Here is a 12,661-nt window from a genome sequence, read left to right as displayed (position 1 = left end):
AGATGGCGCAGGAATCAACCGGAGTCAGCGCAGCCTGGCCGCTGTGGGAAGTCTTCGTCCGCTCCTCGCGCGGGCTCTCCCACGTCCACGCCGGATCGCTGCACGCCCCGGATGCCGACATGGCCGTGCGCAACGCACGTGACCTCTACACCCGCCGCAACGAGGGCGTCTCGCTCTGGGTGGTGCCGGCGTCGGCCATCATCGCCTCCGACCCCGATGCCAAGGGCCAGTTCTTCGAGTCCCCGCAGGGCAAGGACTACCGGCACGCCACGTACTACACGAAGTCCGAAGGGGTGAAGCACCTGTGAACATGGACAGCGCCACCCGCATCACGCCGGGCAACGCCCTGCGCCCCGAGGACATCGCCGCCTCCGAGCTGCACGCCCCGGAGGACGTGGCCGAGTACGCGCTGCGCCTGGGCGACGACGCCCTGATCCTGGCCCAGCGCCTGGGCTGGTGGATCTCCCGCGCCCCCGAGCTGGAGGAAGACGTGGCCCTGGCCAACATCGGCCTGGACCTCATCGGGCACGCCCGCTCCTTCCTCACCTACGCCGGCACCGCCTGGGGCAAGACGGAAGACGACCTGGCCTACTGGCGCGACGAGACCGAATTCCGTTCCGCCCACATCGTCGAGCAGCCCAACGGCGACTTCGCCGACACCATCGCCCGCCAGCTGATCGTCTCCTTCTTCCAGTACGAGCTCTACACCGCCCTGCTGGAGTCCACGGACGAGACGATCGCCGCGATCGCCGCCAAGGCGGTCAAGGAAGTCGACTACCACCGCGACCACAGCTCCCAGTGGGTGCTGCGCCTGGGCCTGGGCACCGACGAATCCCGCCGCCGGATGACGCGCGCGCTGGAGAAGGTCTGGCCCTACGTGAACGAGCTGTTCGTCGACGACGAGCTGGTGGAGAAGCTTGACGGCATCGCCGTCCGCCCCTCGTCGCTGAAGCCCGCCTTCGACGCCAAGGTCGGCGCCGTCCTGGCCGAGGCCGAGCTGCAGGTTCCCGAGGTGCAGCCGGCTCCGGGCGGCGGACGCCGCGGACAGCACAGCGAGCACCTAGGCTACATCCTGGCCGAGATGCAGGTCCTTGCCCGCCAGCACCCCGGAGCTACCTGGTAGCCATGGGCACCTCCGTCCACTCACCGCTGCGGCCCGCCGACGCCGCCTCCGCCGCCGCCTGGGACGTCGCCGCCACGGTGTGTGACCCCGAGATCCCGGTGCTCACCATCGAGGACCTGGGCGTGCTCCGCTCGGTCTCCGTGGAGGACCCCGTCGAGGCCGGCGGTCACCCGGCGGTGCGGGTGCAGATCACCCCCACCTACTCCGGCTGCCCCGCCATGGACGCCATCCGCGACGACGTGACCGCCGCGCTGAAGGCCGCCGGCTACCCGGCGGTGCAGGTGGACCTGGTGCTCTCCCCGGCCTGGACCACGGACTGGATGAGCGAGGCCGGCAAGGCCAAGCTCAGCGAGTACGGCATCGCCCCGCCCACCGGCAAGGCCGCCGCCGGCCCGGTCAGGCTGGGCCTCAGCGTGAAGTGCCCGCAGTGCAGCTCGCTGAACACGCGCGAAATGACCCGCTTCGGTTCCACCTCCTGCAAGGCGCTCTACGTCTGCCAGGACTGCCGCGAACCCTTCGACTACTTCAAGGTGCTCTAAGAATGACAACCGAAACCGCCGCCCCGGCCGCACCGTCGCGCCGCACCACGTTCCACCCGCTGACCGTCAGCGCGGTCCGCCGGCTCACCGACGACGCCGTCGAAGTCACCTTCGCGGTGCCCGAGGAGCTGGCCGGGCAGTACGACTACCTGCCGGGCCAGTACGTGGCGCTGCGCACGACCCTCGACGGGCAGGAGCTGCGGCGCAGCTACTCCATCTGCGCCGAGCCGCGCCCGGGCGAGGTCAAGGTGGCCATCAAGCGGGACCTGGGCGGCAAGTTCTCCACCTGGGCCAACGAAAGCCTCAAGGCCGGAGACGTGCTGGACGTCATGAGCCCCACCGGCGCGTTCATCTCCAAGCACAAGATGACCGAGCTGAACCATCCCGAGCAGATCGACGTCGCCGGCCAGGACGTGTTCGTCGCCGTCGCCGCCGGCTCCGGCATCACCCCGGTGATCTCCATCGCCCGCACCGTGCTGGCCGCCTCCGACACCGTGCGGTTCGACCTGGTCTACGCCAACAAGGCCGCCATGGACGTGATGTTCCTGGAGGAGATCGCGGACCTGAAGGACAAGTACCCGACCCGGTTCGCCGTGCACCACGTGCTCTCCCGCGAACAGCGGATCAGCCCGCTGCTCTCCGGCCGGATCGACTCGGAGAAGCTGACCACGCTCATCGACTCGGTGCTGCCCACCGGCGACGTGGACGAGTGGTTCCTCTGCGGGCCGTTCGAACTGGTCCAGCTCTGCCGCGACAGCCTCGCCGAGCGCGGCGTTCCCGCGGAGAAGGTGCGCTTCGAGCTGTTCACCACCGGCCAGCCCGCCCGCCCGGAGGGCCAGATCGGCCGCCCGGTGGAGGTGGACCCCTCTGCGGACAACTTCGAGATCACCTTCAACCTGGACGGCCTGCAGGGCAAGGTGGCCAGCCCCACCCACGCCCGCGAATCCATCCTCAACGCCGCGCTGCGGGTGCGCCCGGACGTACCGTTCGCGTGCGCCGGCGGCGTGTGCGGCACCTGCCGGGCCAAGGTCGTCACCGGCACCGTGGAGATGGAGGAGAACTACGCCCTGGAGCCCGATGAGATCGAGAAGGGCTACGTGCTGACCTGCCAGACCCGGCCCACCAGCCCCGCAGTCACCGTCGACTACGACGCCTAGGAGAACAGGCATGAGCATGATCGAGCTGAGCATCGAGGGCAACGTCGCCGAGGTGGTGCTCAACGCCCCGCAGAAGATGAACGCGCTGGACGAGCAGGCCCTCGCCGACCTCGACCGCGCCTACGACGACGCAGCCGCTGCCGGCGTCCGGGCCCTGCTGCTGCGCGGCGAGGGCCGCGGGTTCTGCGCCGGGCGGGACATTTCCGGCGTCGTGCCCGCCGACGACGACGCCTACGGCTACCTGGCGGATAAGGTCACCCCGCTGCTGCAGAAAATGGCGGCCTTTCCCGCGCCTACCTTCGCCGCCGCGCAGGGCGCGTGCCTCGGCGTCGGGCTCGGGCTGCTGATCGCCACCGACGTGGTGTACGTGGCCGAGAACGCGAAGATCGGCTCGCCGTTCGCCAACCTCGGCGCCACCCTGGACTCCGGCGGACACTGGCTGTTCACCGAGCGCCTCGGCGCGCACCGGACCCTGGACCTGATCTACACGGCGGACCTGATGAGCGGCGCCGAAGCCGTTGCCGGCGGGCTGTTCAGCCGCGCCTTCCCCGCGGAGGAGCTGTTGCCGCGCACCCGGGAAACCGTGGCCCGGGTGGCCGACGGCGCCACCGGCGCGTTCCGGGCCTCCAAGGAATTGGTGACGCAGATCCGCGACCAGCGCATCGGCCTGTGGACGTCCGTGGAGGCCGAGAACCGCGCGCAGGGCGACCTCTGCGGCAGCGCAGACTACGCCGAGGGTTTCGCAGCCTTCCAGGAAAAGCGCAAACCCGTCTTCAAGGGCTGACACCGGTTCCTCCTCTTCCCGGTGGCCGCAACTATTCGACACTCTGTAGAAATCCGGGCAGAATGGCACTGTCCGTCCGTTGCCCGGCGTCGTGCCGGCGGCGGAGCGGGCGGACGGCAGATGGAACAACCACGGAGAATCCATGCACGCGCGTAACCTGAGGCTGCTGCGCGGCTGGTCGGCGGCCTTCGCCGCGACCGCCGTCGCCGCCTCGGCGCACGTGCTCGCCGGCGGTGCCATCGGCACCCCGACCATCCTGCTGCTCTCCTTGGCGCTGTCCGGCCTCGTGTCCTGTGCGGTGGCCGGCCGGTCGTTGTCCCTGCCCCGCCTCGCCGCAGCCGTGACCGGCAGCCAGGGCATCTTCCACCTGCTGTTCAGCGTCGGCGGCGCGGGCGCATATGCGTCCGGTGCCGCACGGGAGCCCGCAGCCCTCAGCGCCGACGCAGCAGCGCTGGCAGCGGGCTCCACCGGCGAAGGCATGGACGCCCTGGGAGCCGCAGCGGGGCTGGGCGGTCACGCACACCATGCCGCCTCCTTTGCCGTGGCCGCCGGCGGCGTCCCTTCCGCCGGCCTCGCTGCCGGCGGGGCGCTGATGTGGGCCGGGCACCTGGCCGCTGCCCTGATCACCGTCGTGCTGATCCGGCACGGCGAAACCACGGCGCGGCGCCTGGTCGAGGCAGTGCGGCTGCGCATCACGGCCTACCTCCCGCTGTTCCGTCAACCGGCCGTGCGGCATGTCCGGGTTCCGGTCCTGACGGATTTCCTCTCGCCGCTGCACCGCCTGGGCGCTCCGCTGCGTGCCATGCGCCACCGCGGGCCTCCGCTGCCCGCCTGATCACCGATTTCCCCGCGGCAGCCCGTACCCCTAAAGGTTGCCGCCATCATCGACTTCAGGCTGCGCGGGCCGACGGGTCCGCGAAGTGGCCCTTGCCGCCAATACTGCTGTTTGTACCGCGCAGCAGCGGACGACTCTTCATCAAGGCGTAGGCGGCATTGTCCGTCGACCCTTCGGGGCGGCGCAGGCCATTTCCGGTCACCTGCCGCACGCGCTGCGGAAAGCAGCTATGACACACCACTCCACTGCCTCCCAGGGCACTCCTGCCGTGACGCCGGACGTTCTGCAGGCGGCGCCCGTTCGCCCCTTACCGACCCCGGCCGCCGCGCTGCGCCTGTTGAGCGTGCTGATGCTCGCGATGTCCGCGGGACTTGCGGCCTCGCTCGCCGCGGCCCCGGCTGCGCTGGCGCACGACCAGCTCATCTCCGCCAATCCCGACGACGGCGACGTGCTCGCCGAGGCGCCGGCCGCCGTCGAACTGGTGTTCAGCGCCGAGCTCATGGACCTGGGCAACGAAGTCCGGGTCGAGGATGCAGCCGGCACCGACGTCACCGGCGGCGCGCTGCAGCTGCAGCGCGAGACGCTGACCCAGCCCCTGGCTGCTCTCGACAGCGGCACCTACGACGTCACCTGGCGGGCCGTCTCCAGCGACGGACACCCCATCACGGGGAGCTTCAGCTTCCAGGTCGGCTCCGGCGACGCTGACGGCGCACCCACCGGCGGCGCAACCGGCCAGGAGGAGGGCAGCGGGGGAACCGGGGCGGCAACCCCGGGCGCTGAGGACGCATCCCCGAGCGCTGACGCTTCCCAGCCGGACAACTCCGGGGGCGACGCTTCCGGCCTTCCCGGCTGGGTTCCAGCTGCCGGGCTGGGAGCCCTGGCCGGGATCGGCATCTACGCGGCTGCCGTCCGGCTGCGCCGGCGCGCGCGCCGCTGAGCTGACACACCCCGGACCCGTTGATACGTAACCGCCGGGTGCAGGCGCCGCCGGGCCCACGCACCCGAACGTGATGCCTGGCCGCCCCGGCGCCGGCGCAGCTGAGCCGACGTACCCACAGGTATAAACCGGTCCGGCGCCGGCATCCACTGACACTTGACGACTGAACATCTGCAAAGGACATAACCCCCATGAGCACCATCTCCTGCTTTTCCCGCTCCGCCCGCACCGCCGCCCTGCTCGCCGCGGCAGGCCTGGCCCTGACCGCCTGCAACTACGAAGAGGAGCGCGGCGACGCCGCCCCGCCCACCGCCGAAGTCGTGCAGCTGTCCGTCGAGGAGGCCTGGATCAAGGCCGCCGACGACGGCATGACCGGGGCCTTCGGCACCCTGGTGAACGACGGCGACCGCGACCTGGTCGTCACCGGCGCGTCCTCCGACGCCGCCGAGGAGGTTGAACTGCACGAAATGGCCGCCAACGAGCACGGGGCAATGGTCATGCGCGAAGTCGACGGCGGCTTCACCGTTCCCGCAGGCGGCCAGTACACGCTGGAGCCCGGCGGCAACCACCTCATGCTCATGGGCCTCACCGGACCGGTTCAGCCCGGAGACACGGTGACCATCGAGCTCAAGCTCGAGGATGGAAGCCTGATCGATTTCGAGGCACCCGCCAAGGACTTCGCAGGCGCCAACGAGAACTACGACGGCGGCCACTGATGAGGCGTTTCCGCCGCGCCTCCGGCAGCTCCGGCCGGGAAGGTCCCGAAAGGGAGGGCCCCGGGCGGGAGGATCCCGAGCGCGAGGACCCTGGGCGTGAGGAGCCGCTGCGGGGGCCGGGCACGGGACCGGGAACGACCGGCTCGTCCCATGACGCCGCCGACGCCGCGGTCCCCGCCGGTGCCCTGGCCTCCGCCGCGCCCCGCCCACGATCCGGCGTCGGACGCCGGCACCTGCTGGCCGGAGGCGCCGCGGCCGGGCTGGGAGCACTCGCTGCCGCCGGTGCGCAGATTGCCTCCGGTCGGACCACGCCCGAGCGTGCTGCGGCAATGGACGACGGCGGCAACGGCCTGCAGACGGTGCCGTTCCACGGACTGCATCAGGCCGGAATCGAGACTCCCGAGCAGGCCCACGCCGTGTTCCTCGGCTTGGACCTGCTGCCGTCGGTCACCCGGGACCGCCTCCAGGCCCTGCTGCGGCTGCTCTCGGACGACGCCGCCGCCCTGACCCAGGGCCGGCCGGCCCTGGCGGACACCGAACCCGAGCTGGCAGTGCGTCCGGCCCGGCTCACCGTCACGTTCGGTTTCGGGCCGAAGTTGGTCGAACGGGCCAATCCGGGGCTGGCGCCGTCATGGTTGCGGCCGCTGCCTGCCTTCGGCATCGACCGGCTGCAGCCGGAGTTCGGAGCCGCGGACCTCCTGCTGGCCATCGCCGCCGACGACCCGCTCACCGTGGCGCATGCCCGGCGCATGCTGCTCAAGGACAGCCGGGCCTTTGCCACGCTGCGCTGGACCCAGTCCGGCTTCCGCCGCTCCTACGGGACGGAGGCGGCCGGGACCACCATGCGCAACCTCTTCGGCCAGGTGGACGGCACCGCCAACCCGCGGGCCGGGTCGGAGGACTTCACCCGGGTGGTGTGGGGCGACGCCGACATCCCGGCCTGGCTGCCCGGCGGCACCTCCGTGGTCATCCGGCGGATCGCCATGAACCTGGACACCTGGGATGAACTCGACCGCCCTGCCCGGGAGGAAAGCGTGGGACGCCGGCTCGATACCGGGGCCCCGCTCACCGGAACCCGGGAGGACGACGAGCCGGACTTCCAGGCCCGCAGTTCCCTGGGATTTCCGGTCATCCCTGAGTATTCACACATGCGCCGGGCCCGGCCCGACGATCCCCGGCAGCGGATTTATCGGCGGTCCTACAACTACGACGACCCGGCTGCCGCCGGTGGGGCAGCAGGATCGGTATCCGACGCCGGGCAGATCTTCGTGTCCTACCAGGCGGACGTCGACCGGCAGTTCGTGCCCATCCAGCGCCGCCTGGACGAACTGGACATCCTCAACGAATGGACCGTGCCGATCGGATCGGCCGTGTTCGCCGTCCCGCCCGGAGCCCGCGAGGGCGGATATGTGGGGGAGGAGCTGTTCGCCTGAGCGGGCAGGGGCTGCCGCACACACGGCCAGAGGCGGCGCGGAGAGGCTGCCGTAATCCGGAAGGGCTGCGGTGATCGGGAGGAGGCCACCGTAACGCAGGTTGCCCCGCGACCGTCCGGCGGCTAGGTTGGAGTCAAGCTACTAAGTATGCTTAGTTCCGCTTCGGCGGACGGCGGCTTGAACGGAACCGATGAGGAGGCGGCGCATGGCTGACAGCTACAACCCGAACAACGATCCGGCGAATCCAGACAAGCCCAAGGATGCGCAGATGGGTCCCGGCACCCAGGAGGGTACCGGCAACCACGCCCACAGCGAGGACAAGGCCGGGCACCCGAATCCGGACCCGGCCTCGGGAAACATCACCGGCCTGGAACCGGGCGGGGGCGTTCCTCCGGGAGAGACCCCGCCCGCCGAGGGACAGATGAGCACCGATCAGGGCCACGACGAGGACTGACGGCCGAGACCGGCCGGGGCGGGCCTTCCGTCTGCCCCGCCCGGCGCAAAGGGGCCCGGCAGCCATATGGCTGCCGGGCCCCTTTTATGCGTCCGGGGCTGGTTCGCGGGCGTGGTTCGCACCGGCTGCCTGGACACCTCGGCTCAGCGGGTATCCAGGTCCTCGAACACCAGGAAGGTCTGGGTGTCCAGGACGCCGGGCATCGACTGCAGCTGGTCGAAGATGACCCGGCGCAGATGGACGTTGTCTTCGGCCCGGACCAGCAGGATGACATCGAAGGAGCCGCCGACCAGGGCGATGTGGTGCACCTCCGGCAGTTTCCGCAGCTGTTCGCGCAGCTCCCGCCAGGCGTGCTGGCGGACCTTCAGGGTCACATAGGCGCTCGCCCGCAGGCCGGCCTTGACCGGGTCGACGACCGCAGTGAAGCGGCTGAGCACGCCGGTTTCGGTGAGCTTGGCGATCCGCGAATAGGCATGCGCACGGGATACGTGCACGGCTTCGGCCACCGCCGTCACCGAGGCCCTGCCGTTGGCGGTCAGCTCCGCCAGGATGCGTTTGTCGATCTCCTCCAGGGCCGGTGCCTGCGGATCTGCCATGCGTCTACACCTCGTATTGTTATCCAGCTCACTTCGCCAATCAGTCCACAACGATACTGGGCTTTATTCAGATCGTCCAGAGTTTCCCGGAGTGCTGGATACGAATAATTGGTGCTGCCCATACTGGGGTTACAGAACATCCACCACCCACGCCGGTGGTCCGCGGGCAGTGCTGCCCGGCCTCCGGCCCGAACCGCGCACCGTGGACGGCCGTGCGGACGCAAGGGAGGCACCATGACCATTTCGATGGGCAACACCCGCAGCCAGGACGAGGCAGAGACCGCGGACCTCACCGCCACGATGCTTCCCTCCGCGGAGCCCGTGCAGCTGGTGGACGCCGACGGCGCGCACCGCCACGACGACCGCTACCCCTTGCCCGACGGCGAGGCGCTGCTGGAAGCCTACGCCCGTCTGGTCACCGGCCGGCGGATCAACGACCAGGCGAACGCCCTCGTCCGCCAGGGCCGGATGGCTGTCTACCCCTCGTCGCACGGGCAGGAAGCCTGCCAGGTCGCCGCCGCAGCGGTGCTGGGCAGCCAGGACTGGCTGTTCCCCACCTACCGGGACTCCGTCGCCGTCGTCTCCCGCGGTGTCGACCCCCTGCAGGTGCTGACCCTGCTGCGCGGCGACTGGCATGCCGGCTACAACCCCTACGAGCTCAAGGTCGCCCCGCAGGCAACGCCCCTGGCCACCCAGCTGCTGCACGCAGTCGGCGTCGCGCACGCCGCGAAGCTCAAGGGCGAGGACACCGTGGTCCTGGCCATGTGCGGTGACGGCGCCACCAGCGAAGGCGACTTCCACGAGGCGCTGAACTTCGCGGCCGTGTTCCACGTCCCCGTGGTCTTCTTCGTGCAGAACAACGAATACGCCATCTCGGTGCCGCTGAAGAACCAGACGGTCGCCCCGTCGCTGGCGCACAAGGCGATCGGCTACGGCATGCCCGGCGAACGCGTGGACGGCAATGACCTGGCGGCGCTGCTCGCCGTGCTCGGCACCGCCGTCGCCCGGGCCCGCGAAGGCGGCGGGCCGGCGCTGGTGGAGGCGCACACCTACCGCATGCAGGCGCACACCAACGCCGACGACGCCACCCGCTACCGGGCGCAGGAGGACGTGGAGAAGTGGGTGCCGCGTGATCCGCTGCTGCGCATGCGCACCTACCTGCGTGGACTGTCCCTGCTCGACGAAGCAGCGGAGGAACGCATCGCTGCCGACGCTGAGGCGGTCGCCGCCCGCATGCGCGAGGGCCTGAACGCCGAGACCGAGCTGGATCCGATGGACCTGTTCCGCTACGTGTACACGCAGCCGACCCCGCAGCTGCGGGAACAGGCCGAAATGCTGCGCGGGGAACTTTCCCGCACCGAGGCATGAAAGGCAGCCCCGAGATGACAGCCACCACCCAGGCGCCCGCCGAGGCCGGCACCGAAACCCTGACCTTCGCGAAGGCGCTGAACACCGCCCTGGCCGACGCCATGGAAGCGGACTCCCGCGTCATCATGTTCGGCGAGGACGTCGGCCCGCTCGGCGGCGTCTTCCGCATCACCGACGGGCTGACCGCCCGGTTCGGTGAAGAGCGCTGCTTCGATACCCCGCTGGCCGAGTCCGGCATCATGGGCATGGCCGTGGGCATGGCCATGAACGGCATGCGTCCGGTGGTCGAGATGCAGTTCGACGCCTTCGCCTACCCCGCGTTCGAGCAGGTCGTCAGCCACGTCGCGAAGCTGGCCAACCGCACCCGCGGCGCCGTGCGGATGCCGATCGTCATCCGCATCCCCTACGCCGGCGGCATCGGCGGCGTTGAACACCACTGCGACTCCTCCGAGTCCTACTACGCGCACACCCCGGGCCTGACCGTCGTCGCGCCCGCCACCGTGCGCGACGCGTACCGGATGCTGCGCGAGGCGATCAGCCTCGACGACCCGGTCGTCTTCCTGGAACCGAAGAAGCTGTACTGGTCCAAAGACAAGGTCGACCTGGCCGAGGAGCGCCGCCGCGCCGCCGATCCCGACGCGCACCGCACCTACGGCACTGCGTCGGTGGCCCGCACCGGCACCGACGCCACCCTCATCGCCTACGGGCCCTCCGTGTCCACGGCGCTGAACGCCGCCGAAGCCGCCGCCGCCGAAGGCCGGTCGCTGGAGGTCATCGACCTGCGCACCATTGTCCCGTACGACGACGAGACCGTGGCGGCCTCCGTCCGGAAGACCGGCCGCGCCGTCGTCATCTCCGAAGCGCCCGGGTTCGCATCCGTCGCCTCGGAAATCGTGGCCCGGATCCAGGAACGCTGCTTCCACTCGCTGGCCGCCCCGGTGCGCCGGGTCACCGGCTTCGACATTCCGTACCCGGCACCCAAGCTGGAACACCACTTCCTGCCGGGAGTCGACCGCATCCTGGACACCGTCGACGAGCTGCAGTGGGAGGACCAGTGAGCGTGCGCACTTTCCTGCTCCCCGACCTGGGGGAGGGGCTGACCGAAGCCGAGCTGGTGACCTGGCTCGTCAAGGAGGGCGAGGTGATCGCCGTCGACCAGCCCGTTGCCGAGGTGGAAACCGCCAAATCCCTCGTCGAGGTGCCCTCGCCGTTCGCCGGTACCGTCGCCCAGCTGCACGGTGCCGCCGGTGAAACGATCGACGTCGGCCGTCCGCTGATCTCGGTGGCCGAGCCGGGAACCGCGGTTCCCGGCGGCGGCCCGGGCGCTGCCCAGGCAGCCGGCGCTGAGGCAGCCGGCGGAACGTCGACCGCTGGTGCGGAGGCGGGCGGTCCTGCCGAGGCGTCCGCCGCGGCCCACAGCGGCACCCGGCCCGATCCCGCCACCCCCGAACATGCCCTTCCGTCGGCCGGCGGCGACGCCGGTGCGGCCGGCGAGGCCTACCGCCAGGAGGAACGGGCCGGCTCCGGGAACGTGCTGATCGGCTACGGCACTCCGGGCGGCCACGGCCAGTCCCGGCGCAACCGGCGGCCGAAGTACGCCTCCGGCGCTGCGGCCGGCAACAGCCCCGCCGCTGCACCCGGCTCCGCGTCCTCGAACGGCGCGGCAGCCGGTGCCACGGCCCCGGCAGCTGCTGCCGACCCGTCGCCGGCTCCGCAGCCGTCGCCGCCGGCGGTCGAGGCTCCCCGCTGCATCTCTCCGATCGTCCGCCGACTGGCCCGCGACAACGGGCTCCGGCTGGCCGACCTGACCGGATCCGGGCCCGACGGCCTGATCCTGCGCCGCGACGTCGAGCAGGCCCTCTCCGTACTGGCCCGCGCCGGTGAAGCCGCCGCCGGAGGGCAGGGGCCCGAGGCACCCGTCGAAGCTGTGGCTGCGGCCCGCCCCGCCGATGCCGCCGGCCGCTCCGCTGCGGCGGGCTCGGACCCGGGCACGGCCGTCACCGATGCCCGCAGCGGTCTCGGCGTGACCCGTACTCCCGTGCGCGGGGTCCGCAAGGCAGTGGCAGCCAACCTGGCGGCCAGCCGCCGCGAGATCCCCGAGGCCACGGTCTGGGTGGACGTGGATGCCACCGCGCTGCTGGAGCTGCGCGCGGACCTGAAGAAGCGCCACCCCGACTCCACACCGGGGCTCATGGCCTTCCTGGCCCGCTTTGCGCTGGCCGGCCTCGCCCGCTTCCCGGAGCTGAACACCCGCTGGGAGGACAAGGACGGGGGCGCCGAAATTGCGGCCTTCGACGGCGTGAATCTCGGTTTCGCCGCGCAGACGGAGCGGGGGCTGGTCGTGCCCTCGATCCGCCGGGCCGACGCCCTGAACGCCCGCCAGCTCGACGCCGAGATCCGTCGGCTGACCGCTGCGGCCCGGGCGGGCAAGGCCAGCCCGGCCGAGCTGACCTCGGGCACCTTCACACTGAACAACTACGGGGTCTTCGGGGTCGACGGCAGCGCGGCGATCATCAACCATCCCGAATCCGCGATCCTGGGCATTGGCCGGATCATCGACAAGCCTTGGGTGGTGGACGGTCAGCTGGCGGTGCGCAAGGTGACCGAACTGACGCTGGCCTTCGATCATCGGGTGTGCGACGGCGGCACGGCCGGCGGTTTCCTGCGCTACGTCGCGGACGCCGTCGAGAACCCGGGCAGCGTGCTCGCCGATCTCTGA

The 12,661-nt window shown here is 71.0% G+C and carries 14 protein-coding genes; 13 read left to right on the top strand and 1 reads right to left on the bottom strand.

All coding sequences use genetic code 11. The annotated features are described in order from the left end of the window. The first annotated feature begins 2 nt into the window (after window positions 1–2). From paaB to AC5RUW_RS12660, 10 genes are all read left to right on the top strand, one after another. Complete coding sequence (gene paaB, locus AC5RUW_RS12705) at window positions 3–308, top strand: 1,2-phenylacetyl-CoA epoxidase subunit PaaB (protein WP_494005745.1); 306 nt, start codon at window positions 3–5, stop codon at window positions 306–308. A 2-nt stretch (window positions 309–310) separates the two neighbouring features. Next, entirely contained in the window at window positions 311–1,123 is an 813-nt protein-coding gene (gene paaC / locus AC5RUW_RS12700; protein WP_494161023.1) for a 1,2-phenylacetyl-CoA epoxidase subunit PaaC, read from the top strand. Between the two features lie 2 nt (window positions 1,124–1,125). Then, window positions 1,126–1,662, top strand: a complete 537-nt coding sequence (gene paaD / locus AC5RUW_RS12695; protein ID WP_494161022.1) for a 1,2-phenylacetyl-CoA epoxidase subunit PaaD — start codon at window positions 1,126–1,128, stop codon at window positions 1,660–1,662. 2 nt (window positions 1,663–1,664) lie between these two features. Then, window positions 1,665–2,819, top strand: coding sequence for a 1,2-phenylacetyl-CoA epoxidase subunit PaaE (paaE, locus tag AC5RUW_RS12690; protein ID WP_494161021.1), 1,155 nt, complete (start codon window positions 1,665–1,667; stop codon window positions 2,817–2,819). Between the two features lie 16 nt (window positions 2,820–2,835). Continuing rightward, a complete protein-coding gene (locus AC5RUW_RS12685; RefSeq protein WP_494161069.1) occupies window positions 2,836–3,603 on the top strand; it encodes an enoyl-CoA hydratase/isomerase family protein in 768 nt (255 codons plus the stop codon). Window positions 3,604–3,745: 142 nt separating this feature from the next. Continuing rightward, entirely contained in the window at window positions 3,746–4,438 is a 693-nt protein-coding gene (locus tag AC5RUW_RS12680) for a hypothetical protein (protein ID WP_494161020.1), read from the top strand. Between the two features lie 229 nt (window positions 4,439–4,667). Further along, complete coding sequence (locus AC5RUW_RS12675) at window positions 4,668–5,375, top strand: copper resistance CopC family protein (protein WP_494161019.1); 708 nt, start codon at window positions 4,668–4,670, stop codon at window positions 5,373–5,375. A 191-nt stretch (window positions 5,376–5,566) separates the two neighbouring features. Then, complete coding sequence (locus AC5RUW_RS12670; RefSeq protein WP_494161018.1) at window positions 5,567–6,091, top strand: copper chaperone PCu(A)C; 525 nt, start codon at window positions 5,567–5,569, stop codon at window positions 6,089–6,091. Continuing rightward, window positions 6,091–7,524, top strand: coding sequence for a Dyp-type peroxidase (locus AC5RUW_RS12665; RefSeq protein WP_494161017.1), 1,434 nt, complete (start codon window positions 6,091–6,093; stop codon window positions 7,522–7,524). The genes AC5RUW_RS12670 and AC5RUW_RS12665 overlap by 1 nt, the downstream gene beginning before the upstream one ends. 205 nt (window positions 7,525–7,729) lie before the next feature. After that, complete coding sequence (locus AC5RUW_RS12660; protein WP_494005737.1) at window positions 7,730–7,978, top strand: DUF6480 family protein; 249 nt, start codon at window positions 7,730–7,732, stop codon at window positions 7,976–7,978. A 143-nt stretch (window positions 7,979–8,121) separates the two neighbouring features. Here AC5RUW_RS12660 and AC5RUW_RS12655 read toward each other — a convergent pair whose 3' ends face one another. After that, window positions 8,122–8,574, bottom strand: coding sequence for an Lrp/AsnC family transcriptional regulator (locus AC5RUW_RS12655; protein WP_494005736.1), 453 nt, complete (start codon window positions 8,572–8,574; stop codon window positions 8,122–8,124). Between the two features lie 246 nt (window positions 8,575–8,820). Here AC5RUW_RS12655 and pdhA point away from each other — a divergent pair, with 246 nt between their 5' ends. From pdhA to AC5RUW_RS12640, 3 genes are read left to right on the top strand one after another with little or no spacing between them, the layout of a single operon-like run. Further along, on the top strand, window positions 8,821–9,942 hold the full coding sequence (pdhA, locus tag AC5RUW_RS12650) for a pyruvate dehydrogenase (acetyl-transferring) E1 component subunit alpha (protein ID WP_494161068.1): 1,122 nt from the start codon (window positions 8,821–8,823) through the stop codon (window positions 9,940–9,942). A 14-nt stretch (window positions 9,943–9,956) separates the two neighbouring features. Continuing rightward, window positions 9,957–11,000, top strand: a complete 1,044-nt coding sequence (locus AC5RUW_RS12645) for an alpha-ketoacid dehydrogenase subunit beta (protein WP_494161016.1) — start codon at window positions 9,957–9,959, stop codon at window positions 10,998–11,000. Next, entirely contained in the window at window positions 10,997–12,661 is a 1,665-nt protein-coding gene (locus AC5RUW_RS12640; protein ID WP_494161015.1) for a dihydrolipoamide acetyltransferase family protein, read from the top strand. The genes AC5RUW_RS12645 and AC5RUW_RS12640 overlap by 4 nt, the downstream gene beginning before the upstream one ends.

The organism is Arthrobacter sp. Y3222053 (assembly GCF_059092805.1).
The sequence above is the reverse complement of the archived record's forward strand: the minus strand, read 5'-3'. Positions and strand labels throughout refer to the sequence as shown.

Bases quoted from the DNA above. Each gene is read 5' to 3' on its own strand.
- AC5RUW_RS12680 (WP_494161020.1), top strand. From the start codon at position 3,746: ATGCACGCGCGTAACCTGAGGCTGCTGCGCGGCTGGTCGGCGGCCTTC.
- AC5RUW_RS12670 (WP_494161018.1), top strand. From the start codon at position 5,567: ATGAGCACCATCTCCTGCTTTTCCCGCTCCGCCCGCACCGCCGCCCTG.
- pdhA (WP_494161068.1), top strand. From the start codon at position 8,821: ATGGGCAACACCCGCAGCCAGGACGAGGCAGAGACCGCGGACCTCACC.
- AC5RUW_RS12655 (WP_494005736.1), bottom strand. From the start codon at position 8,574: ATGGCAGATCCGCAGGCACCGGCCCTGGAGGAGATCGACAAACGCATC.
- AC5RUW_RS12645 (WP_494161016.1), top strand. From the start codon at position 9,957: ATGACAGCCACCACCCAGGCGCCCGCCGAGGCCGGCACCGAAACCCTG.
- paaE (WP_494161021.1), top strand. From the start codon at position 1,665: ATGACAACCGAAACCGCCGCCCCGGCCGCACCGTCGCGCCGCACCACG.
- AC5RUW_RS12685 (WP_494161069.1), top strand. From the start codon at position 2,836: ATGATCGAGCTGAGCATCGAGGGCAACGTCGCCGAGGTGGTGCTCAAC.
- paaC (WP_494161023.1), top strand. From the start codon at position 311: ATGGACAGCGCCACCCGCATCACGCCGGGCAACGCCCTGCGCCCCGAG.
- AC5RUW_RS12660 (WP_494005737.1), top strand. From the start codon at position 7,730: ATGGCTGACAGCTACAACCCGAACAACGATCCGGCGAATCCAGACAAG.
- paaB (WP_494005745.1), top strand. From the start codon at position 3: ATGGCGCAGGAATCAACCGGAGTCAGCGCAGCCTGGCCGCTGTGGGAA.
- paaD (WP_494161022.1), top strand. From the start codon at position 1,126: ATGGGCACCTCCGTCCACTCACCGCTGCGGCCCGCCGACGCCGCCTCC.
- AC5RUW_RS12665 (WP_494161017.1), top strand. From the start codon at position 6,091: ATGAGGCGTTTCCGCCGCGCCTCCGGCAGCTCCGGCCGGGAAGGTCCC.
- AC5RUW_RS12675 (WP_494161019.1), top strand. From the start codon at position 4,668: ATGACACACCACTCCACTGCCTCCCAGGGCACTCCTGCCGTGACGCCG.